This window comes from Paenibacillus sp. SAFN-054 (genome assembly GCF_051966755.1).
In the GTDB taxonomy this organism is placed as follows: domain Bacteria; phylum Bacillota; class Bacilli; order Paenibacillales; family Paenibacillaceae; genus Paenibacillus_AQ.
In genome coordinates this window covers 1,920,339-1,944,173 of sequence record NZ_JBQCKS010000001.1, presented here as the reverse complement: position 1 = coordinate 1,944,173, position 23,835 = coordinate 1,920,339, and the positions used below count along the sequence as shown (strand labels likewise).

Annotated in this window: 13 protein-coding genes and 1 riboswitch; all 13 genes read left to right on the top strand. The window is 53.6% G+C overall.

Annotated elements, in window-relative coordinates:
- The first annotated feature begins 18 nt into the window (after nt 1-18).
- The 13 genes from ACTHPM_RS08780 (at nt 19) to ACTHPM_RS08720 (ending at nt 23,787) form a co-directional block, all read left to right on the top strand.
- The gene (locus ACTHPM_RS08780; protein WP_440394797.1) at nt 19-1,785 is read left to right on the top strand and encodes a spore germination protein; all 1,767 of its coding nucleotides are present in this window, start codon (nt 19-21) and stop codon (nt 1,783-1,785) included.
- A 117-nt stretch (nt 1,786-1,902) separates the two neighbouring features.
- The gene (gene lysA, locus ACTHPM_RS08775) at nt 1,903-3,234 is read left to right on the top strand and encodes a diaminopimelate decarboxylase (protein ID WP_440395389.1); all 1,332 of its coding nucleotides are present in this window, start codon (nt 1,903-1,905) and stop codon (nt 3,232-3,234) included.
- Between the two features lie 282 nt (nt 3,235-3,516).
- Complete coding sequence (locus tag ACTHPM_RS08770) at nt 3,517-3,954, top strand: peptidylprolyl isomerase (protein WP_440394796.1); 438 nt, start codon at nt 3,517-3,519, stop codon at nt 3,952-3,954.
- A gap of 223 nt (nt 3,955-4,177) precedes the next feature.
- Nucleotides 4,178-4,362, top strand: a riboswitch (FMN riboswitch).
- A gap of 291 nt (nt 4,363-4,653) precedes the next feature.
- The gene (gene ribD, locus ACTHPM_RS08765; RefSeq protein WP_440394795.1) at nt 4,654-5,766 is read left to right on the top strand and encodes a bifunctional diaminohydroxyphosphoribosylaminopyrimidine deaminase/5-amino-6-(5-phosphoribosylamino)uracil reductase RibD; all 1,113 of its coding nucleotides are present in this window, start codon (nt 4,654-4,656) and stop codon (nt 5,764-5,766) included.
- A 31-nt stretch (nt 5,767-5,797) separates the two neighbouring features.
- Nucleotides 5,798-6,457: a riboflavin synthase gene (gene ribE, locus ACTHPM_RS08760; protein WP_440394794.1), complete on the top strand. Its 660-nt coding sequence runs from the start codon at nt 5,798-5,800 to the stop codon at nt 6,455-6,457.
- A 42-nt stretch (nt 6,458-6,499) separates the two neighbouring features.
- Entirely contained in the window at nt 6,500-7,714 is a 1,215-nt protein-coding gene (locus ACTHPM_RS08755) for a bifunctional 3,4-dihydroxy-2-butanone-4-phosphate synthase/GTP cyclohydrolase II (protein WP_440394793.1), read from the top strand.
- A 27-nt stretch (nt 7,715-7,741) separates the two neighbouring features.
- Nucleotides 7,742-8,212 carry a 6,7-dimethyl-8-ribityllumazine synthase gene (gene ribH, locus ACTHPM_RS08750; protein WP_440394792.1) on the top strand — a complete coding sequence of 157 codons (471 nt, stop codon included), beginning with the start codon at nt 7,742-7,744 and terminating at the stop codon, nt 8,210-8,212.
- Between the two features lie 269 nt (nt 8,213-8,481).
- Entirely contained in the window at nt 8,482-10,254 is a 1,773-nt protein-coding gene (locus ACTHPM_RS08745) for a sensor histidine kinase (RefSeq protein WP_440394791.1), read from the top strand.
- 56 nt (nt 10,255-10,310) lie between these two features.
- Nucleotides 10,311-11,621, top strand: coding sequence for an ABC transporter substrate-binding protein (locus ACTHPM_RS08740; protein WP_440421510.1), 1,311 nt, complete (start codon nt 10,311-10,313; stop codon nt 11,619-11,621).
- Nucleotides 11,622-11,644: 23 nt separating this feature from the next.
- Nucleotides 11,645-13,279 (top strand): helix-turn-helix domain-containing protein, encoded by a 1,635-nt coding sequence (locus ACTHPM_RS08735; RefSeq protein ID WP_440394789.1) that lies wholly within the window; start codon nt 11,645-11,647, stop codon nt 13,277-13,279.
- 211 nt (nt 13,280-13,490) lie between these two features.
- Nucleotides 13,491-14,507, top strand: a complete 1,017-nt coding sequence (locus ACTHPM_RS08730) for an S-layer homology domain-containing protein (protein ID WP_440421509.1) — start codon at nt 13,491-13,493, stop codon at nt 14,505-14,507.
- Nucleotides 14,508-14,570: 63 nt separating this feature from the next.
- Entirely contained in the window at nt 14,571-19,727 is a 5,157-nt protein-coding gene (locus ACTHPM_RS08725; protein ID WP_440394787.1) for an endo-alpha-N-acetylgalactosaminidase family protein, read from the top strand.
- A gap of 121 nt (nt 19,728-19,848) precedes the next feature.
- A complete protein-coding gene (locus tag ACTHPM_RS08720) occupies nt 19,849-23,787 on the top strand; it encodes a family 20 glycosylhydrolase (protein ID WP_440421508.1) in 3,939 nt (1,312 codons plus the stop codon).
- The last annotated feature ends 48 nt before the right edge of the window (nt 23,788-23,835 follow it).

Below are 23,835 nucleotides of genomic sequence, written 5' to 3'. Positions count from 1 at the left end.
AAAGGTGCGGGTGGACACATGGACAAGCATGAGCAAGAGAAAGAGCTGAAGAGCCTGGAGGATTCGTCCGAACTGACGATGCTGATGCAGCAGTATACGGAGGACCGGGACCAGGAAAGAGGGGGGAAGCAGAAAGACGATCCGGGCGGCCAGGAAGAGGCGCGGGCAAGCCGGAAGGAGGACGAGAAAAAGTCTCCTGGAGAAGGACAGCCGGAGAAGGGCAAGGGGGCGTTAAAGGCACAGGAGCAGAAGCGGGAGTCTGAGCATTCGGATTCAGTCGAGGAGTCGGTCATTTACTGGCAGCGCAGCGATGACGTATCGGACAGCCTGGACCGAACGAAGGAGACGCTGAAAGAAGTGGTGGGGCTGGGAAGCTCGTTTGACATCGTCTTCCGGGAAATGACGCTTGCCGGGCAGAAAACGGGCCTGTTCTTCGTCAACGGCTTTGCCAAGGACAATATTATGCTGGAAATCCTGAAGCGGCTTACCTATCTGTCAGCGGACGAGCTATCCGCGGATGCTCTCCAATCCTTTTTTCATTGCTATATTCCGCATGTCCAGGTGGAAGTGGAGAAGAAACTAAGCTCGACAATCAATAAAGTGCTGATGGGGATGTCCGCCTTATTTATTGAAGGTGAGCATGCGGCCATTGTGATGGATACCCGCACCTTCCCCGTCCGCAGTCCGGAAGAGCCGAGCATCGAGAGGGTCGTCCGCGGCGCGAGGGACGGATTTACTGAGACGCTGCTGAGCAATGTGGCGCTGGTGCGCAGACGGCTTCGGGATCCCGGACTCAAAAGCGATCTGGTTCAGGTAGGCAGGCGCACACGCACGGACGTGTGCATCGCATATATTGACGACATCGTTGACAAAGTTCAGGTCGATTCCATCCGCGAAAAAATCAAGGGGCTTGATATCGAAGGGCTGCCGCTTGCCGATAAGCAGCTTGAAGAAGCCATTATCAACAAGGGTTGGCATCCGTATCCGCTCGTCCGCTACTCCGAACGGCCGGACGTTGTTGCCTCCCACCTGCTGGAAGGCCGCGTTGCCGTATTTGTGGATACCTCGCCAAGCGTGATGATCATGCCGACGACTTTCTTCGATCTATGTCAGCATGCGGAAGAGAACCGGCAGACCCCCTTTATGGGAACGTATTTGAGGTGGGTACGATTTCTCGGGGTATTTGCCTCCATGTTCCTGCTCCCGCTGTGGATGCTGATGGTCATCAATCCGGAGCTGAAGCCGGCATTTCTGAATTTTATCGGTCCGCATGATAAAGGGGATATTCCTATTATCGCCCAATTCCTGATGGTTGAGTTCGGGGTGGATCTGCTCCGCCTGGCGGCGGTTCATACTCCGACGCCGCTCGCTTCCGCAATGGGCTTGATTGCAGCGATCCTGGTCGGCGATATTGCCGTCAAAACGGGATTGTTCGTGAATGAAGTCGTGCTCTATATGGCTGTGGCCGCCATAGGAATGTTTGCAACGCCGAGCTATGAGCTGGGCCTTGCGAACCGGATGGTAAGGCTGGTCCTTCTGGTTGCCGTGGCGATCTTCAAGGTCCAAGGCTTCGTTGTCGGCACGACGCTGTTAATCCTGCTGTTAACGCTGCACCGGTCGTACAATTCATCTTATTTGTGGCCGTTTATACCTTTTAATGCAAAGGCGCTGGCCAGCGTATTATTTCGTTTTCCGCTGCTTGAATCCAAGAAAAGGCCATCCTTCAACAAAACGCGGGATAACACGCGCATGGCGCCTAATCCGGATAATACCGAGCAATCGTAGGAAAATACAAATGTTGTGCATAAAAATCCATTCATTCTCTTCCACCTTCTGTTATACTGATGTAAAAGTTCAGATGGAATCTATACATGTTCCATAGAAAGCGAAGGGATGCTGAATATGTTCTTACATGGTACAAGTCAAATAAATGCAGCAGGGCATCTGGAAATCGGCGGATGCGACGTTACGGATCTCAAAGCCAAATATGGAACGCCGCTCTATATCGTTGATGAAGAGCTTGTGCGCCAGCGCTGCCAGCAGTACGTGTCCGCTTTCCGCGCATCGGGATTGAAATTCCAGGTCGCTTATGCGAGCAAAGCGTTCTGCGTCATGGCCATGTGCCGTATCGCGGATCAGGAAGGCATGTCGCTCGACGTCGTTTCCGACGGAGAGTTGTACACGGCATTGCAGGCAGGATTTCCGGCCAAGCGAATTCATTTCCACGGCAACAATAAGACGCTCGAAGAAATCGAAATGGCAATCGATGCCGAAATCGGCTGCTTCGTTGTGGACAACTTGGTGGAGCTTCATCTCCTCAATGCCGTGGCAGCGGAGAAAAATGTGCGCGTTCAGATTTTGCTTCGTGTAACGCCAGGGGTTGAAGCCCATACGCATGAATACATCTCGACCGGTCAAACCGATTCGAAATTCGGGTTTGATATCGGAAACGGATCCGCGTTTGAAGCCGTAAAGCTTGCATCCGAACAATCCAACCTGGATTTGCTCGGCGTGCATTCGCACATCGGGTCGCAGATTTTCGAGGTGGAAGGCTTTGAGATGGCTGTCCAACGAGTGGCTGAATTCGCGCAGCGGGTTCACGGAGAACTCGGCGTAAGCTTCCAAGTGGTCAACCTGGGCGGGGGTTTCGGCATTCGTTATGTCGATGGCGACACGCCGCTTGAAGTTTCGCAGTATGTTCAAGCGATCACCGATGCGGTTAAAACGCATTTTACCGGATGGTCCGCCGAGCTGCCTGAAATTTGGGTCGAGCCGGGCCGCAGCATCGTCGGAGATGCCGGAACGACACTGTACACTGTAGGAACTAGCAAGGATATTCCAGGCGTCCGCAAATATGTGGCCGTCGACGGAGGCATGACGGATAATCCGCGCCCTGCTTTGTATGAATCGAAGTACGAAGCTGTGCTCGCGAACCGTGCCAACGAGTCTGCCACAGAAACGGTTTCCGTTGCCGGGAAGTGCTGCGAGAGCGGTGACATGCTGATCTGGGATCTGGACCTGCCTAAGGTGAACAGCGGTGATTTGCTGGCTGTCTCCTGCACGGGAGCGTACAACTATTCCATGGCCAGCAACTACAACCGGATTCGCCGCCCGGCGGTCGTATTCGTGAATCAGGGCGAAAGCGATCTGGTCGTGCGCCGCGAAACGCTTCAGGATATCATCGGCAACGACATGGTGCCTGAGCGGATCAGCAAGCAGGCTGTTCTGAAATAGGACAGCCGGCAGCAAAGCAAGAATTGGTGAAGAACAAAAACGCAAAAAGGATCATTTCTGTGTTGGGGAATGCGGAAATGATCCTTTTTGTGCTGCTTGCAAGTTGGCGAAACCGCCGAGCTTTCGAGTTATGAGCAGAGCAGACAGATTCATGGATCATCAGAAGAGCGTTCTATCCAATTGCAAAAAGGCAGTAAAGTAAGATACAATCAGAAGCGAGATGAAAAAAGGACAGGCCCTTCGGGCCCCTTACTAAAAATATCGATTAGGAAGTGATTCTGCATGAAAAAGGGTACGATTGAACTCGAAAATGGTGGAGTTGTTGAAATAGAATTTCTGCCAGAAGAAGCACCGAACACAGTAGCAAACTTTGAAAAGCTGGCAAACTCCGGCTTTTACAACGGATTGTCCTTCCACCGCGTCATTCCGGGCTTTGTCGCTCAAGGCGGATGTCCGAACGGCAACGGAATGGGCGGCCCAGGGTACACGATCGATTGCGAAACCGCTACAAACACAACGAAGCATACCAAAGGCGTATTGTCGATGGCGCATGCCGGACGCAACACCGGCGGCAGCCAGTTCTTCATCGTGTACGAGCCGCAGCCGCATCTTGATGGCGTGCACACCGTGTTCGGCAAAGTGACCAAAGGCATGGAACTCATCGATGCCGTGAAGCAAGGCGACCGCATGAAAGAAGTTAAGGTGTGGGACGCTGAGTAATTACAATCAAATCGGAGCGGAATAAAGGAAAAAACTTCATTTCCGCTCGGCCGAAAGAGCCGCTTTTTTCCTGCCGCTGCAGGAGAAAGGTGGCTTTTTGCGCTGCATGCTCAGGTCGGGGACGGAGGTGGAGGGGTTGCATTTTAGGAAAACCGATGTTACCATTCCTTTAAGAAAGCCGACTGACGATTCAGGTAAGTTTTCTTTCATAAGCAAATATTGGTTGATCCTTCGGGGTTGGGTGAAATTCCCTACCGGCGGTGATGATGCAGGTTGCTTCCTGGCTTAGGGCCATGAATCGGCGGCATCTCAGTCCGTGACCCGGACGCGAGGCTGTGAAGCTTGGCGGACGGTGGACCTGGTGTAAATCCGGGACCGACAGTAAAGTCTGGATGGGAGAAGGAGAGGAAGCGCATGGTACATATCGTGCATGCGAGGCCGCCAATAAAGCTGAGGCTACGTGTCTTTTTTCACGCACTTGCAGGTTGCAGGCAGAAGGCGGGTTTGATTTGCCTTGCTTTGCCGATGCCATGTGCGGGATGATTGGCACTGTTATTTGCCGTTCCTGTATGCGGGAACCGTCCGGCAGAGGACGGAAGCTTTATTTGCGTGTCTTCAACATACTCTCAGACTGCCCCCGGATGTGATCCGGAGGGCTTTTTTTGTTGCAGTTCACCAGGAGAGGAGGTTCAATCAGGCATGGAGCCGGTAGTGAACGACGAATTCTATATGGCACTGGCATTGGAAATGGCTGAACGCGCCCAAGGGCAGACGGGAATCAATCCGGTCGTGGGCTGCGTGATCGTGAGCCATGGGGCGGTCGTCGGCTTGGGAACGCATCTGCAGCGGGGAAGCGGGCATGCCGAGGTGCACGCCGTACAAATGGCCGGCGACAAGGCAGATGGCAGCACGGTATACGTTACGCTGGAGCCGTGCAGCCACTATGGCAGAACGCCGCCCTGCTGCGAGCTGCTGGTGAAGGCCAAGGTCAAGCGGGTCGTGGTTGCCTGCGAAGATCCGAATCCTCGGGTTGCAGGTACGGGAATTGCAAGGTTAAGGCAGAGCGGAATCGAAGTAGAGGTTGGTGTCTTGCGGGAAAGAGCACTTCGGCAGAATGAAAAGTTCGCGAAGTATATCACGACAGGGATGCCCTTCGTAACGATCAAAACGGCCAGTACGCTAGATGGGAAGATCGCCACGGATACGGGAGACAGCAAGTGGATCACGAATGAGGAGGCGAGACTTCAGGTACACAGCCTCCGGCACCGCCATCAGGCCATCATGGTGGGCATCGGAACGGTTCAGGCCGATGATCCCTCATTGACGACAAGGCATGACGGCGTGGACGGCCTGCATCCGATACGAATCATCGTGGACTCAAGGCTAGCCCTTCTGCCGGATGCCAAGGTTATCCGTGGCGGTCTTGCGCCGGTTATTGTCCTGACGACAAATCAGGCGGATCCGGCCAAGGCAGCGCTGCTGGAGCAGGCGGGGGCTACGATCCTTCCTTGCGGCAGCGGCCCAAGGGTGGATCTGCGGGCGGCTCTGCAGGAGCTGGGCCGTATGGAGATCGGATCGATTCTCGTCGAGGGCGGGGGAAGACTGAACGGCTCCCTGTTGAAGGAACGCCTGGTAGACCGGGTTATCCTGTACTTCGCTCCAAAAATCGTCGGCGGGGCCGATGCTCCGGGTAGCTTTCACTTTGAAGGGATACACCGCATGGGAGACGCCGCGAAGCTGGATTTGCTGGAAGTCGAGCAAATCGGCGACAATGTGCGCATCTCAGGCATACCGGTGTGGCCGAATTCTTGAATGATGACAATGGAAAGGAGGATGAGGCTGGATGTTTACCGGATTGGTCGAAGAAATCGGTATTCTTGGCAGGATCACGAGGCACGGAGAAGCCATGGTGCTCGTTATCAAGGCATCCAAAATTATGGACGATATCGGGATCGGCGACAGCATCGCCGTAAACGGGGTTTGTCTGACGGCTACGAACATAGGCAAGGATGAATTCTCGGTCGACGTGACTCCGCAGACTTACCGGCATTCCAACCTGGCTCTTCTGAAGCCGGGCAGCCGTCTGAACCTGGAGCGGGCCATGAAAGCCAATGGGCGTTTTGGAGGACACCTGGTCCAGGGGCATGCCGATATGACCGGCACGGTCCGCAGCGTCAGGAAGGAACAAAATGCGGTAATCATCTCGATTGCTCCGGACAGACCGGACATGGCCGCCTATATCATTCCGCAGGGTTCGGTAACGGTGGATGGCGTCAGTCTTACCGTAGCGGATACGGACGGCGAAACTTTCAGCATATCCGTTATTCCGCACACGCTGACGGAAACCGCCTTTTACGGCATCGAGCCCGGCAGAGTGGTAAACCTCGAATGCGATATTATCGGAAAATACGTCCATGCGCTGCTGGGACGCAGCGAGGCATCCGAGAGACAGCAGGCGAAGGGAATCAGCCTGGAGACGTTGGCAGAGAACGGTTTTGCATAAAGCGATAGACTAAGAATTGTTCAGGCACAGGGGGGACATGGCATGACAGAACCAATTCAATTCGATCGGATCGAAGATGCACTTGAAGAGCTCCGGTCAGGCAACATCGTCATTGTGGTGGACGATGAGGACCGTGAGAACGAGGGAGACTTTGTAGCACTGGCGGAGAAGGCGACGCCCGAGGTCATCAATTTCATGATCACGGAGGGTCGCGGTCTGGTGTGCGTGCCGCTGGCAAGGGAGCGGGCGGAAGCGCTCGAGCTTGCGCCGATGACGGTCCGAAATACGGATCATCACGGTACGGCATTTACGGTCTCGGTCGATTTCATTCATACGACAACGGGGATTTCCGCGAGCGAGCGTTCGGTGACCGCGAAGGCGCTGGCGGATCCCGCAGCGGCAGCGGGTGATTTCCGAAGACCCGGTCACATGTTTCCGCTAATCGCCAAGGACGGAGGCGTGCTCCGGCGGGCAGGCCATACGGAGGCCGCCGTAGATTTGGCCCGGCTAAGCGGCGCGGCTCCCGCAGGCGTCATCTGCGAGATCATGAAGGAGGACGGCACGATGGCCCGGCTGCCTGACTTGCAGCGGATTGCGAAGAAGCACGGTCTCAAGCTGATTTCCATCCAGGATCTCATCCATTACCGCAATCAGCGGGAGGAGCTCGTACACCGGGCTGCAGAGGTCCGAATGCCGACGGATTTCGGCGTTTTCCAGGCGATTGCCTATACCAATGAGGTGGATGATAAAGAGCATTTGGCACTCGTCAAAGGCACAATTGACAGCGATAAGCCGGTGCTGGTACGGGTTCACTCGGAATGCTTAACAGGCGACGTGTTCCACTCCCTGCGCTGCGATTGCGGCCCGCAGTTCGCCGCTGCACTCCGGCAGATCGAGGAAGAGGGATCGGGCGTGCTGCTCTACATGCGGCAGGAGGGCCGGGGAATCGGTCTCATCAATAAGCTGAAGGCATATGAGCTGCAGGAGCAGGGTCTGGATACGGTGGATGCTAATCTTAAGCTGGGCTTCCCGGCGGATCTTCGCGATTACGGAATCGGGGCGCAAATGCTGAAGGATCTCGGTGTCCGGCACATTCGCCTGTTAACCAACAACCCTCGAAAGATCAAAGGCCTTGAAGGCCATGGACTGGAGGTCGTTGAGCGCGTCCCGATCCAAATGGAGGCGCGAGAGGACAACAGCCGTTACCTGCAGACCAAGCAGGCCAAGTTAGGACATATGCTGAGCATGGAATCATAAATTACAAATCAGAGAGGTTGAACAGGAATGGCACATATTTTCGAAGGTAACCTGGTTTCCAGCGGTTTGAAATACGGTATCGTGGTAGGACGTTTCAACGAATTCATTACAAGCAAGCTGCTCGGCGGTGCGCTGGACGGTTTGAAGCGGCATGGTGCGGGGGAAGAAGAGATCGATGTGGCCTGGGTGCCTGGAGCGTTTGAGATTCCTTTGATCGCAAGCAAAATGGCCGAAAGCGGCAAGTATGACGCCGTCATTACGCTCGGAACTGTTATCCGCGGCGCAACCTCCCATTACGATGTCGTATGCAACGAGGTGGCCAAAGGCGTGGCGGCTACCAGCCTAAAGACGGGCGTCCCGGTCATTTTCGGCGTATTGACGACAGACAGCATCGAGCAGGCCGTGGAACGGGCGGGCACCAAAGCGGGCAACAAGGGGTATGATGCGGCCGTATCCGCCATTGAAATGGCGAACCTGACCAAGCAGTTCAAGGAATAGGCTTGTCAAAAAGTGAACCGAAAAAAGATCACCTCTGGTGGTCTTTTTTTTGTGTCTGGTTCTGAAATTCCGGGGCATCTTCCGGTTTCCCCTCCAGTTCATGCAGTAAATCCGCGAATCCCCTCGAAGTCTAGATGAATCTTTTTGCCTTTATTTCCGGGTTTTTGTCGCATTCCAACTACCTTTGTCTCCCGAAAGGAACTTGGATTCGGGCTATGGAATAGAATCCTATCGATGCATCGCAGGCCTTTTGGTGAGAAGGGGGTTCTATGAGAAAAAAATGGCGAATGTCCTCCATATTAAGACTATTTTTTATCCTCATTGTCATTATACCGATGCTCCTGATCTGTTCGATTATCCTGAACATTTACAAGCGCGACATTTTACAGCAAAATACCGACCGTTCCCTGCAAACCGCGGAGGCTCTCGCCTATTCGGTCAACCAGGAGATCGGGCGACTCTCGGGATTGTTTGCTTCCATCGGTCTGGATGAGGATGTCATTTCCACGGTGTACGACATTTACCGGCAGGACGGGTTTCAGAGGCAGCTGGCCACGTATAAGTTGAAGGTGCTGATCGAGAAATACACCGCCTCCGTATCGGGCCGCGTGCTGTCGGTCAATTTTTATTTTGATGACGGCTCTTCCTATTCTTATCTGAAAAACCTGATGCAAAGAGGTGCGGACATCCGCAAGGAGGAGTGGTATCAGACGGCGCTGAAGAAGCCTAACTTCATTCATTTTATCGGCATGAAGCCAAACTCTCTTTATGGTAACTATAATCCCTATATGATGGTGGCGGCATTGTCTCCGGGCTACTCCAATCCTTCCTCGCAGCTGGAAATGATCCTGTTCACGTTTGAGAGCAGCGCGTTCGACCATATTTTGCAGTCCCGGGACAACACGGAATCCACGCTGTATATCGTCGACAAGCAGGGTGAGATCATCGCCTCCAATACGATCCTGAAAAGGGGCAGCAAGCTGCCCATGCACCGCCTGAGCGACGCGTTCGCAATGGAGCAAGGCTCCTATGTGGATGATTCGGACGGTGACAAGACGCTGATCACGTATGCCAAGGTCGATGCGGGCCGCCCGGATTGGGCCGTGGTGCAGAAAATACCGTACGCCGACCTCATGGCCAATTACCGCAGCGTCAATACCTTCGTGTGGTTCCTGGCGATCCTGATCATTTTTGCCTTTATCCTGATCTCCTTTTATTTCGTATCGAATATGACCAAGCCGATTCTGGAGCTTCTCCGGCAGATGGTGCGCGTCACGCATGGGGATCTGAATGCCAAAATAGAGGTCGCCGGCACGCTAGAAACCGCCAGCCTCGGCCATTCCTTCAATCACATGACCGAAAGAATCCGCGAGCTGATGGAGCAGCATGAGCAGCAGGAGGTGGACAAGCGCAAAGCGGAATTTGCCGCCCTGCAGTCGCAGATCAATCCGCATTTTCTGATCAATACGCTGAATTCGATCAAATTCATGGCGCTGATCAGCAAAGCGGACAATATTCGCAATATGACCCATGCCCTAACGAGATTGATTGCATCTTCGTTCAACCGGGGAGGGCTGGTCACGACCGTCGCCGAAGAGGTGGATCATCTCAAGCATTATCTGTACATCATGGAAATCCGGTTTGGCAAGTCCGTCGTGACGAAGTGGGATATAGACCCGGGAACGGAAGGGCTGTATCTTCTTAAGCTGCTGATCCAGCCGATTCTGGAAAACAGCTTTATTCACGGACTGAAGGACATCGACTACGAGGGCTTTATCCATATTTCAGCGAAGCCAGATGGGGAGGATCTCCTGATCACCGTCGCCGATAACGGGGTTGGCATGCAGGAGGAGCCGATACGGGCAGAAGAGGAAACACCGAGGCATACGTTCAGCGGAATGGGGAATATGAATGTCCATAAACGGATTCAGCTGCACTACGGATCGAACTACGGTCTGCGGTATGAGCCGAATGTTCCGCAGGGAACCGTGGTCCACATCCGGCTGCCGCAAATCCGCGAGCCTGACGAGCAGCTTGCTTGACGACGAAGCGAGAGCCTGATCGACGGCAATAACCATTGGAAACGGGAGTGAAGCTGATGATTCGGAAGAAACGGATGAACCTGCTGCTTGCCGCTTGTCTCCTTGCCTTCATTTGTATCGGCGGAAGTGGGCCGCTGTCCCGCATGGCCTTGAATCCGGCTATGAATCTTCACGGAGGCGGAGTTCCGGCAGCCAGTCCGGACCAGCCGGTCAAGATCAAATTCGGCATGTGGGAGACGAAGATGGATATTTTGTTCTGGACCAGCAAGGTCAAGGAATACTCCAGGATCCGGCCGAACGTCACCGTAGAGGTCGAGACGATTCCGGATAACAGCGGCCAGTACCTGAAGGTGCGGCTCGCGTCCAATGACTTGCCGGATGTTTTTTACTTAAAGGCTTCTCATTTGTCCGTATACCGGGATGCCCTTCTTCCGCTGAATGGGCTCAAGGCAGCCCAGTCGAACCGCTTTCCTGCCGTTTACAACGGCGATATCCTGGGCTTGCCGCTGGTTTCCTTCTCGGAATACGTGTTTTACCACCCCAGTATTTTTCGCGAGTTGAACCTGCAGGTTCCGCAAACGCTGGACGAATTCGTGCAGGTGCTCGAAGAGATCAAAAATCATGACAAGTACATTCCGATTGCGATCGGCGGGAAAGAGGACTGGACCTTTTACCCTTTTATCGAATTCGGTCCCCCGCTGCTTTCGAAGGATCCCAATTACCTCACCAATTTGTCCCACACGCTCCAGCCTTTCGGCAGAAACTCGCCTTTTGAGACCGCGGCCAAGCTGCTGAAAACGATCGCTGAGCACAGGCTGGCGGGTTCGGACGCGTTAAGCATCGGATTCGACGAGTCCAAACAGCTGTTTGAGTCCAACAAGGCTGCGATGATCGCGCTCGGCCAGTGGTATTATCAGGACTATATTTCTAACGTCAAAACCGATGAAGACCTGGATGCTTTTGCCCTTCCTTGGAGATCGGATGCCAGGGAGCCGCTGGAAGCCGTCACAATGCCCGACCAATACATGGCAATCAACAAAGCTTCCAAAAACGTCGATGAGATCAAATCCTTTCTGGAATGGATATACAGTCCCGAAGTATACCAGGATTACATCAATTACTCCGGCAACACCTCCACCATGGTGAATATTCCGTCCGATCAGCCCTTTTTCAACAAGGTCAAACGCAGACACCCCTTCGATCCGTTCATGTATTACGGGATGAATGAACGCTTTGAGATGGTGAAGAACAAAGCGCAGTATAACGAGAAGAAAACGGCCCAGGACATTTTCGCCGGCGCTTCCGTGGAAGATATGCAGCAGCTGCTAAACCGGAACTGGAGCCAGGCGGTAGAACAGTTAAAATAACGTGCTGTAGGGAGGATGCAAAGATGGGGAAATACAAGGCGCTTATCGTGGATGACGAGCCGCTGGCCAGACTGGCGCTGCGCGAATACATCACGCTGACCTCAAGCGAGATCGAGATTATCGGAGAGGCAGGGGACGGGGAAGAGGCGCTGAAGCAGCTGAGCGAAAGACAGGACGTCGATATCGTACTCGCGGATATCCAGATGCCGCGGATGAACGGCGTGCAGCTGCTCGAGGCGCTCGGAGGAGCCTCTTTTTCCAAACAGCCGCTGACCATCATGCTGAGCGCTTTTGGCGACTACGACTATGTGAGGGAGTCCTTCGTGCTTGGAGCCTTTGACTACATGCTGAAGGCCAATTTGGAGGAGTCCTACATTGCGCCTGTTCTGCAAAAAACGGTGGAAGCGCTGGACAAGCGCGAAAGTCAATCGGCTTCCGGTGCCGACCCCGATGAAGACACCTGGATCTGTTCCATACTCCGCCAGTTAGCCATGGACGAGGCGGCGGTTCCTAACGCCGGAGATGATGAAAGCCTAAATGACGCCATGCTCCGCTTAAAGAAGCACATGGGCGAGAAAAACCAGGTTGCAGCGGTGATCCGGCTGTCGGAAGCGGTGCAGCTCGACCGGATTCACCGGATGATCCTTCAGACGGTTCAGTCGGTCGCAGGCAAGGACCGGCAGGAGGCGGTATGCCATGTATGCCGCGCCGACGAACGGCAATATAATGTATTCTTCACGTTTCCCGGGCTAAGCAGCAGTATGGCGGTGCGGAGGCTTAGCAACGCAATGCTTACGGACATCAAAATCAGGCTGAAGCAGTTTCTTAATTTGAACTTGTCCATCGGCGTCAGCGATGCGGCGGACGGGCTGCAGGAATGGAATCGTCTCTTCCGGCAGGCCGAACGGCTGGCCGTACTCAGCTACTATCAGGGGTACGACCGTCTTTTCTATCCCGAATCCGAGAAGAAGGCAGTCGTTACCGAGGAGGAGTGGAAGGAAAGCTGGCCGCCGGCCAAAGCTGATCTTGTACAAGCGCTGAATGACCCGGATGGCGAGATGTGGAAACGGCATTACGGGACCTGCTGCGAACTGCTGGCTGGCAGATTCCCGTCCCATCCGGGACAGATCCGAACCGAGCTTGCCGATTTGATCTGGACAGCCGGTTCGCTCTTGTACCGCAAGGGCAGGTCACCGGAAGAGCTTCATGAAGCCTTTCCGCATCCGCTGGAGCAGGTCCGGCTGCTCGATACCTGGGAAGAAACGGTGCAGTGGTGCGACAAATACCTGAACTTTTTGCATGAAAGCCTGCATCCGAAAACGGAGCGTACCGGAACCTGGCTGAGCCCGCTTGTAGCCAAAACGAAAGCCATCCTGGAGAAGCATTACTGCGAGGAAATTCACCTGTCCGTGATCAGCCAAATGGTCGGGGTCAGCGAAAGCTACCTCAGCAAGCAGTTTTCCAAGGAGGTGGGCATTAACTTCATTCAATATTTGACCCAGCTGCGGATCGAGAAGGCCAAAAAAGGGCTTGAAAACGGGCTGAAAATATACGAGGTGGCAGAAATGGTAGGGTATGTGAATCCCGAGCATTTCAGCAGGCTTTTCAAAAAGGTTACCGGAGTCAGTCCGCTCGCGTACCGCAGGGAAAGCGAATAATTCAATTCAAAAATGATCAACTCCACATCAAAATAGATCATGGTTCCATGCCTGATACTTTATATGATAGGAGGTACAGACAGACGTGCTGCCGCGCTAAAATTGAATGCCGAAGGAGGGATGAATAACGGAAAGAGCGTAACCGGCTGCCATGCTGCGGGAGGTCCATTTAAAGACGATACGACCAAAAAAAGAAGGGAATGGTTCCTAGATGCTGCGCAAATCGTTGATCCTTGCACTACTTTGTACACTCTGCTCCTCTGCTTGGCTGGCTTCGGCCCGTGCGGAGACTGCTTCCGACTTCAAAATGAAAGCGTCTTCAAATGAATCATCTGACGCTACGTTCACGGTTACCTTGAAGGGCAGCAACATTAAGGATCTGTATGCTTATGAAGTGAAATTCAAAGTCGATCCAAGCGAGCTCGAGGTCGTCAAGGCAGAAACCAAAATCAAAGGGTATTCCGTTTCACCCATTGTCAAAAACAACGAGGTAACGATCGCCCATACGAAAATCGGAAACGTCGATGGGGAGAAGGGCGAAATGGATATCGCGACCATTACATTCAAGGCCAAGAAGGCAGGTACCTCCAAAGTGGAATGGACATCCATGAAAATGCTCGACAAAAACCTGAAGGATCAGGTCATCTCACCGGGACAATCGGCTACATATATGAAAATATTCAAGGATATCGCCGGTCATTGGGCCAAAGACGACATCATGAAAATGGTGGATCAAAACATCGTGGAGGGCATGGACAGCGACCGCTTCTCGCCGAACAGCAATGTCACCCGGGCCCAGTTCGCAGCCTTGATTACAAGAGCGCTTGACCTGAAAGAGGGAGACGGCAAAAACCCGTTCGCAGACGTCAAGAGCGGGGCCTGGTACGAAGATACGGTAAAAAAGGCTTACTCGGCAGGAATCATCAGCGGTGTGGCCAGCAATAAGTTCGCTCCGGATCAAAGCATTACGCGCGAAGAGATGAGCACGATGCTGATGCGGGCAAAGGCGGCTGCACAAGGCGTCAAAGCGGATACTCTTGCAGGAACGGCTTCCGTCTCGTTCAAGGATGCAGGCAAAATCAGCGCCTGGGCGCAAAAATCAGTCAGCTTTGCTGTTTCCTCCGGACTCATGAAGGGCAGAACGGCAACGACATTCGCTCCGAAGGAGCATGCGACAAGGGCGGAATCCGCCGTTGTCATCAAACGCCTGCTGTCGGCGGGCAAATAAGGGATCCCATCCATGCTCAGCCGGAAAAGGGGACATGATTCGTAAGCAGAGAGGAAGATGATCGTGAGGAGAAAATGGATGCCGTTTGGCATCATCCTGTCCGCGCTCGTAGGCCTGCAGCTTTGTTTTTCTGCCGGAAATGCATTGGCGGCAGGGGATGGCGATGCGTATGTCAAGGATTATAATGACGGGAATGTAAGCGGCTGGACGGCAGCGAAGGGAACGACGACGTTTACGGCTGACAGCGGGGCCGTCAAAGCGGTTACCCAAGGCGCGGTCATCATGGCAGACATGGAAGCTCCCCAGACCGCACATGGAGATTACGAAGTCAAACTTAAATTCAATCAGGCACCCACGCGCTTTGGCTTGGTTTACCGATATGTGGATAAGGACAATTACAGTGTCATTCAGTACGATACGAGCAGCTGGGGCTGGGATTCCTTCAAAGACGGAAAGGAAACATACGGCAGCATCCAGTCAACGTCGCCTACCTTTGCGGCCGGACAGCAGTATTCGTTCAAGCTTCACTATGAAGGGGACAGCGTACAGCTGTCGATCGACGGCAGCAGTGTTCTGAACACATCACTGCCAGGGCTTCCTGCCCCGGCAGGTAAAATCGGCCTTCGCAGCTGGTTTGACAACAAGACGATCCTGATCGATGACGTGAAGCTGACCAAGGTTGATGTGGTCACCCCCGATCCGAAGCCGATTACGGTTACCGATACGCTGTCTTCAGGCAAAATGAAGGCTGAGATCGACAAGGAATTTCCGCGGGTGAAAAAGTATACGTGGAACAGCAGCAGCGCGGAAATGAACGGGCAGCTGAACGGAGTCAACGAGCTCAAAATCAACGGCAAATCTTATTACCCTACGGCTCTATCCTATATTAAAAAAGATGCTGCAGGGGACAAAGGCGAAACGGCTGTTTACACGCTGATGGTTCCCGGCATTAACGTAAAACTGGTCGTGGAAATGGAACTGAAGGATAACGTGCTCCAAATGAAAGTGACGGACCTTCAGGAAAATGGGACCGAGAAAGTGAAAACGATCCAATTCCCGAATCAGGACCTGGTTTCCGTCCTTGCGACGGAGCCAAAGGCACAGGAAACAGCTGCCTGGGTTACGGGCGGTTGGAACATCATTAATGAGGAATATACGGATGTTAAAACGGCAGCGGCCGATGTTTCCGGCGGGCGCACGTACGCTTTCCTGAACTCGGATAAGCTGGCTGCAGCCGTGATGACGAACGTGGTGAATGCGAACGATAAAGTACGCGTCAAAGTAGCCACCGATGCGGCGCTGAATACGAAAAAGGCTGCCGTATCCGCCGGCGAGTTCACGTACCGCGGAAGCACGGTGCTGGCCCCTGAGCCATTGCCTTGGGTTAAGGTCATCCTCACGCCGGACGCCAATGGCGACAAGGTGCTGGATTGGCAGGACGGAGCGATCGCTTACCGGGATCATGCCCAGGCGCCAAAGGGAAGCGAACTGATCAAGGACAATATGTCGTATATCTCGATGAACATCGGCTCGACGACAACATCGCCTTTCCTCCGTGCTTTCGATAACGCCAAGAAAATTTCGAATCTGACCGACGGCTTCGGGCAAATCATTCTGTTCAAAGGTTACCAAGCCGAAGGACATGACGATTCCCACCCGGATTACGGCGGCCATATCGGCATAAAGCAGGGCGGGAAGGAAGATTTCAACTTCGTATTGAGCGAAGGCAAAAAGTATAATATCCGCGGCGGCGTCCACATCAACGCTACGGAATATATGCTGGATGCGTTTGAAACCAAAATGGAAAACATGACGCAGCCGCTGGCCAAGGGCTGGGGATGGCTTGATCAGGCGTTCTACGTAAACAAGACGAAGGACGTGGAATCCGGCGAGCTGAAGCGCCGTCTGGATATGCTGAAGGCCGACACGGGAGACAATCTCTCCTTCGTTTATGTCGATGTCTATGAAGGCGCAGACTATAATGCCAAGAAGCTGGCCGAGTATATCAACGGCAACGGCTGGATGCTCGGAACGGAATTTGCAGGGCCGCTGTTCGAACAGGCGTCTTGGGTCCACTGGGGAACGGATCCCGGATATCCGAATCAAGGCAACAACAGCAAAATAATCCGCTTCCTGAGAAACCAGGAGCTGGACGGCTTTTTGAGCAATCCACTGCTGAAAGGCAACAAACAGGTTGGTGTCGGTTACTGGCAGGGCAGCGCGGATTTCTCCAGCTACAAGAACACGACGGCAGCCTTCTTCAACCAAAACCTGCCGACCAAGTATATGCAGTATTTCCCGATCATGAAAATGACCAATGACCGGATTGATTTCGGCAGCAGCGTTACGGTTCAGCGGGCAGAAGACGGCAAAATTCATCTGAGCAAGGACGGCAACGATATTGCCATCATGACGGATAGCAGCGAAATCTCCAACAGCACGGTGTTCATACCGTGGGATCCGGTCAAGGAGGACAAAATCTACCACTGGAATCCGGCCGGTGGTTCAACGACGTGGACGCTCCCGGCTTCGTGGAGCAGCGTTACGACAGCTCAGCTGTATAAGCTGACGGATCTGGGCCGCGAAAAGGTAGGCGGCATTGCGGTCAGCGGCGGCAAGGTAACGTTGAACGCAGAGAAAGGCGCCGGGTATGTGCTATATAAATCCGCTCCGCAGGAGAGTCAGGCCATGGAATGGGGCGAAGGCGGCCTGGTGAAGGATCCAGGCTTCGACAGCCAGAAATTCGGCTCCTGGCAGAAATCTTCTTCGGCTGGTGCGGCGGACCATATCCAATACGTGAAGGATAATAACGCGGATGACCAGCTTCAGGTCAAAGGCCCTGGGGATGCAACAATCCAGCAGGTCATGACGGGTCTTACGCCGGGCAAAACCTATTCGGCATCCGTATGGGTAAAGGTGGACGGGAAACGCAAAGTCGAAATTGGCGTCAAGCAAGGAAACGAGACGGTCAGCAACACGCTCGACAACACGGACCATAAATATTTATCGCAGCAGCACAAATATTACGGAAGCAATTTCCAGAGAATCAAGGTGAATTTTGATGCAGCAGGCGAGCAGGCGACGCTGTATTTCAAAGTGGCTGAAGGCAGCGCCAACGTTACCTTTGATGATGTGAGAGTCTGGAAGAACCCGACCAAAACCGCGGCAGGAGATTCCGTATTCTATGAGGATTTCGAGAATGTGGATGAAGGCTGGGGGCCTTTCGTGTACTCGAAGCAGGGACCTGTCCGTACACATCTGGTCGAAAAGGGCGGCAATCAAATTCAAACCTACGTCCTGGACGGCAATTGGTCGCTCAAAACCAATGAAGATGGCACCGGGGAGTGGCTGCGCACATTGCCGCACACCTTGAGGCTGAAGGAAGATAACCGCTACCATCTTACGCTTGATTACAAGTCCGATGAGCTGGATATGTATACCGTAGCGGTTCGGGTGAACGAGAATGGAAAGGTGCGGGACCTTGTATCCGAAAACTTGAAGGAAGGGCGCAATACGCTGGACATCAGCTTTGCCACTGAAGGCGCGAAGGATGCGTATCTCGCGATTATCAAAAACAAGAACAACAATCAGAAAGAGCTGACGGGCACGCTGGTCGTTGATAATATCCGCGTGAATGACGAAGGACCGATCGCTCCCGAAGAAGGCGTGAAGGTGGCCAAGATTACGTTGACGCCGCAGGAAATCGAGCTGAACAAGGGGCAGAGTTCCCAAATTTCCGCTCGGGTGGAGCCCTCCAATGCCTATGACCGAAGCATTCTCTGGTCATCCGATAAACCGGAGATCGTGTCTGTGGACCCGTCAGGGAACATAACGGCCCATTTGGCAGGCACGGCCGTAATCACCGCGACAGCGAAAGACGGCAGCGGCATTACTGCATCGGCAACCGTCAAAGTGTACGACGCTAGCGAACTCATTCCTGCGTCGCAAATGTCGGCCACGGCCTCCAGCTTCGAGCCGGGCGACGAGCCGGCTAATGCACTGGACGGAGATCCGGCGACCATGTGGCATACGAAATGGAGCCCGGCCCATCTGCCGGAATCGATTACGCTTGATCTTGGCGGAAGCTATCTGGTCAACCAACTCAAGTACACGCCGAGATCCGGTGCAGGTAACGGAACGATTACAGGCTACAACCTGTATGCAAGCACGGACGGAGTGGAGTTTACAAAGATCGCAAGCGGATCCTGGCTTCGCGATGATAAGGTGAAAAGCGTCCGCTTTACGGCTGTGAACGCCACACATTTGAAGCTTGAAGCTGTAGAAGGCGTTGGCAATTTCGCTTCCGCCGCGGAAATTCAGGTGTTCAAAGTGGCGGAGGCCGCCGAGGAAGTCAAAGTTACAGGCGTCAGCCTCGACAAGAAAGAGGTGGCCCTTAAGGAAGGAGAGACGACAGAGCTTACGGCATCCGTTCTTCCGGGCAATGCAACGAACAAAAACGTAAGTTTCAGCAGCAGCGATGCTGAAGTGGCTTCCGTCGAGGCGAAGGATGGCCGCGCCCTCGTGACGGCCAAGAAGGAGGGGACTGCCGAGATCACCGTCACAACAGCAGACGGCAGCTTTACGGATGTCAGCCGGGTTACTGTACGGAAAAGTGACGGCAATCAGGAGGAAGCAACGATATTGACGGCACCGGGTCAGGTTCAGAGTGGGGCGGAGTTCCAGGTGCAGTTCGGTCTTCGCAGCCTGAAGCACAGCGTTTACGCACAGGATATCGAGTTTACCTACGATCCGGCCCTCATGGATTTTGTATCCGCCAAATCTGTTCTCACTGGCGTAAGCATTCTGGAAACGCAGCAAACGCCTGGTAAGGTTAGGCTGATCGCGGCGAGCGAAGGAGCGGATCATGCGGTGACCGGCAATGCGGATTTGTTTGAACTGACATTCAAGGCGAAGGAAGCATCGGAGCCTGCAAACGGCAGGATTTCGGCAGCCAAGGCGACGATTTCCGACGAACAGGGTGCGGAATATTCCGCAGCCCCGTCCCAGGCAACGGTTGAAATCGGCGGCAAAGTGACGAATGTCGGCGATATCAACGGCGACGGCAAAGTGAGTATCGGAGACCTCGCGATGATTGCAGCTCATTACGGCAAAACGACAAGCAGCCCGGATTGGGAACAGGCGAAAAAAGCCGATGTCAACGGCGACGGACAGATCGGTCTGGAGGATCTCGTGATCGTAGCCAAAAAGATTGTAGGGTAACCGTAAGCATTGACGAGGTACATGGTGTCCATGAAGGCAGCACCATGTACCTTGTTTAAATCACCAAAATAAGATCTTTTCGATCGGGGTGAGTTCGTTGAGAAAAAGTTTGACCGTGTTCATGGCTTTATGCCTGGTTTTCTGCGCGTTTCCGCTGTACTCCGCCAGCGCTGCAGCGGACGTGAATGCCAAGCCGAAGGTCATTCCGAGCTTAAGGGAATGGATCGGCGGATCAGGGAACTTCACGATGACTTCAGCTTCCAGAATCGTCATTGATGCAGCCAGCAAGCTTCCGGCGACGGCCAAGGTCTTTCAGGAGGATCTGAAGGAAATGACCGGTTATGATTTGCCCGTCGTCACAACCGGTTCGGCATCGGCGGCAAAAGGAGACTTCCTGCTGCTGATGAATGGGACGCGGGACGATGCCATCGGCGACGAAGGATACGTGTTTGAAGCGGGTGATTTCGTTTCCATCCGGGCCAATACGGAAACGGGCGTGTTTTATGGCACGCGAACGGCACTGCAAATCCTGGAGCAGGATTCTGCGAAGTCAAGCATCGTGAAAGGGACGGCCAAGGATTATCCCAAGTACAAGGAACGCGGCTTCATGCTGGACGTCGGACGCAAATTTTTCCCGATGAGCTTTCTGAAGGACTACGCCAAGTTTATGTCCTACTACAAAATGAATGACTTTCAGCTTCATTTGAACGACAATGAAATCTTTAACGATACGAGCCGGGCGAACTGGAACAAGTATTCCGCATTTCGGCTGGAGAACACGAAGTATCCCGAACTGACGGCAAAGGACGGTTCATACAGCAAGCAGGAGTTCCGGGAACTGCAGGATATTGCGGGCGTCCGGGGCTTGACAATCACACCGGAGTTCGATATGCCCAGCCACTCCCTGGCTTTTACGAAGGTTAGGCCGGACCTGGTCAAGGATAATTTGCCTGTGGATCATTTGGATATCACCCGCCCGGAAACGTTCGACTTCGTTAAGGAAATATGGGGCGAATATCTGGATGGCAACTGGTTCGATACGGATACCGTCCATTTCGGAGCGGATGAGTTTGACCGCAACGACAGGTCGACTTATGAAAAGTACCGGCAGTTCCTGAACGAGATGAATGCCTTTATCAAAAGCAAAGGGAAAAAATCGAGAATGTGGGGAAGCTTGACCCAGTTTCCGGGAACGACCCCCGTGGATAAAGATATCATCGTCCACGGCTGGTCCAACGGCTGGCAGAACCCTGCAGATACCGTAAATCAAGGATATAACATCATCAATACGCTTGATTCCTATCTGTACATTGTGCCCAAGGCCGGATACTATCACGATTATTTAGACGCTCAGTGGCTGTATAACAATTGGGAGCCGACGATTTTCGGCGGAACCAGCCTGAATCTGAAGGACGGAGAACCGAAACTGTTAGGCGGCATGTTTGCAGTGTGGAACGACATGCTCGGCAAAAAAGTGACCGCGGATGAGGTACATGATCGTGTAAAACAGGCGATGCCGGTCCTTGCCGAGAAAATGTGGAGAGGTGCAAGCACGGACACCGCTTATGCGGATTTCAAACAGCTTGCCGGAAAGCTTGGCGAAGGCCCGGGAACTCAATTGGTGCCTGAGGTCGAGTCAGCCACGGACCTGGTCATTCATTATCCGTTGGAGGAAAGCGCAAACAAGAGCACGCCGGATCTGTCGGGCAATGGATATGACGGGAAATTGAATGATGTGGATGTGGAGAATGCAGGAAAGACGGGCAAAGCCGGTTCCTTTCATGGAGGTTCCAGCCATATCTCGACAGATCTTGGTACCATAGGCTTTCCGTGGACGGCCTCCGCGTGGGTGAAGCTGGATGAGCAGCAGCCTGAGAGCGAAGCGATTTTTATGGAATCGGACTACGGCGCGCTTAAGCTGCAGCAGAAAACGACGGGCAAAGCGGGATTTTCGCGGGAAGGATACGATTTCAGTTTTAACGCCTCCATTCCGACCGGCCGCTGGGTCCATGTAGCCTTTAAAGGCGACCTGAAAGGAACCTCATTATTTATAGATGGGGAGCTGAAGGCATCGGTTGCGGATGTCATGCGAATGCCGGGATCATTCATCGGTAGCCGCAGTCAAGCGTTTAAAGGGAGCCTGGATGACGTGAAGCTATACAAAAAGGCGCTGAGTGGTAAGGAAATTGCCCTGGAGGCCGGTTCGCCGCCATGGACGGTGAATATCGCCGCGCATAAAACGGCGGCGGCTTCGTCTGTAGAAGTGCCGCAGTTTAAAGCCGAGCTTGCATTTGACGAGGATGAGTCGACGACATCCCGCTGGTCGTCCGGTTACACGGACAATGAGTGGCTGCAGGTAGATCTCGGACAATTGACAGACATCGGCAAGGTGATCATCAAATGGGAAAATGCTTTTGCGAAAGGGTATAAAATCCAGGTGTCGGACAACGGAGAGCAGTGGAAGGATGTCTATGCCACCAGCGCCGGCGTCGGCGGGACGGAAGTGATCAAATTCCCTGCGGAGCATTCACGTTACGTGCGGATGCAGGGGACGAAAAGATCGGGCACGTACGGATTCTCGCTGTATGAGCTGGAAGTCTATCCGCCGAACCCGGGAGATGAAGTCCCCGTACCTGTTCCGGTCCGGTATGCACAGGATTTCGAGAATAATTCAATCGGCGGCTGGCAGCATAAAGCCGGAACCGGCGTCGGCAGCATGGCTGTCGTGAGTGCGCCGGGCGGTTCAAGCCAGTATGCATTAAAGTTGACGGCGAACAACGTCAGCAATATTGTCGTGGATCAAAACTCGCCGCTGATCAAAGACGGGGAAATTGAATTTAAAGTGACCCCTGAAAGTGATATTATTCGCGCCGGCATCATTTTCCGCTACGCTGATGAGAACACATGGGCTTCCGTCGGCTTTGACCGAAATGCGTGGTACTGGGTCAATGCACAGGACAACTACGGAGCAATGACAACGGATCAAGGCGCAAATTTGAAGAAAGGTGAAACCGCGACGGTAAAAGTGAAGTTCGAGGGGACCTACATTACGCTGATCGTTAACGGCAAAACCTATTTCGAAGGGGCACTGCCTAAGCTGCCAACAGATGAAGGCAGAATGGGAGCCAGAGTGTTCGGTCCGACCGTGGGCATGTTTGACGACTTCAAGTACGCAAACAACGTTGCCGAAGTGCCGGTGACCGGAATCCAGGCAGACAAGACGGAAATCAGCCTGAAAGTAGGCGAAAAGGCGGAACTGAAAGCGGCCGTCCAGCCATCGAATGCAAGCAATAAACAGGTGAACTGGAGCAGCAGCGATGAATCCGTAGCCAAAATCGGGGCCTTGAATGGTAAAACAGAGGTCACTGCTGTGAAGGAAGGCAGCGCCGAGCTGACGGCCATAACAGCCTCCGGAGGTTATAAGGCGGTCGTGAAGATCACGGTGACCGCAGATGCTCATAACGGATTAAGCACAGTCTTAAGACTGCCTTCTTCGGCCGAAGCCGGCCAGAGCTTCGCTGCCGTGCTGGGTCTTCAGGATGTCACCAGCGCAGTCTATGCACAGGATCTTACAGTTCAGTATGAAGCCGATCAAATGGAGTTTGTATCGGCACAAACGCTGCAGGCAGGCGTTGACCTGATTGAAACCAAGCATACGGACGGTTCTGTCCGATTGATCTTGGCCAGTCAGGGAGCAGGCCATGAGGTGAAGCAGGCTGGAGACATGGTGGAGCTGACTTTCAAGGCGAAACCGCTGTCAGAACCGGCGAAAGGTTACGTCCGGGTAGCTGCCGCCACGCTGGCGAATGCGGAGGGGACCGAGCTTGAAGCGGGATTATCGTCAGCCGAAATCGAAATCACCCCCGCATCCACGGGAGCAAACGGAGATATCAACGGCGACGGCAAAGTCAGCATCGGCGATTTGGCAATCGTTGCAGCAAACTATGGCAAGACATCGGCGGATAGCGACTGGAATCAGGCCAAACGGGCCGATGTGAATCATGACGGAAAGGTTGATCTTGAGGATCTGGTGCTTGTAGCGCGGAATATCACTTCGTAGCGCTGCGAAGAATCGCACAGAAAATCCCGGGAAGTGAATTGTATTCTG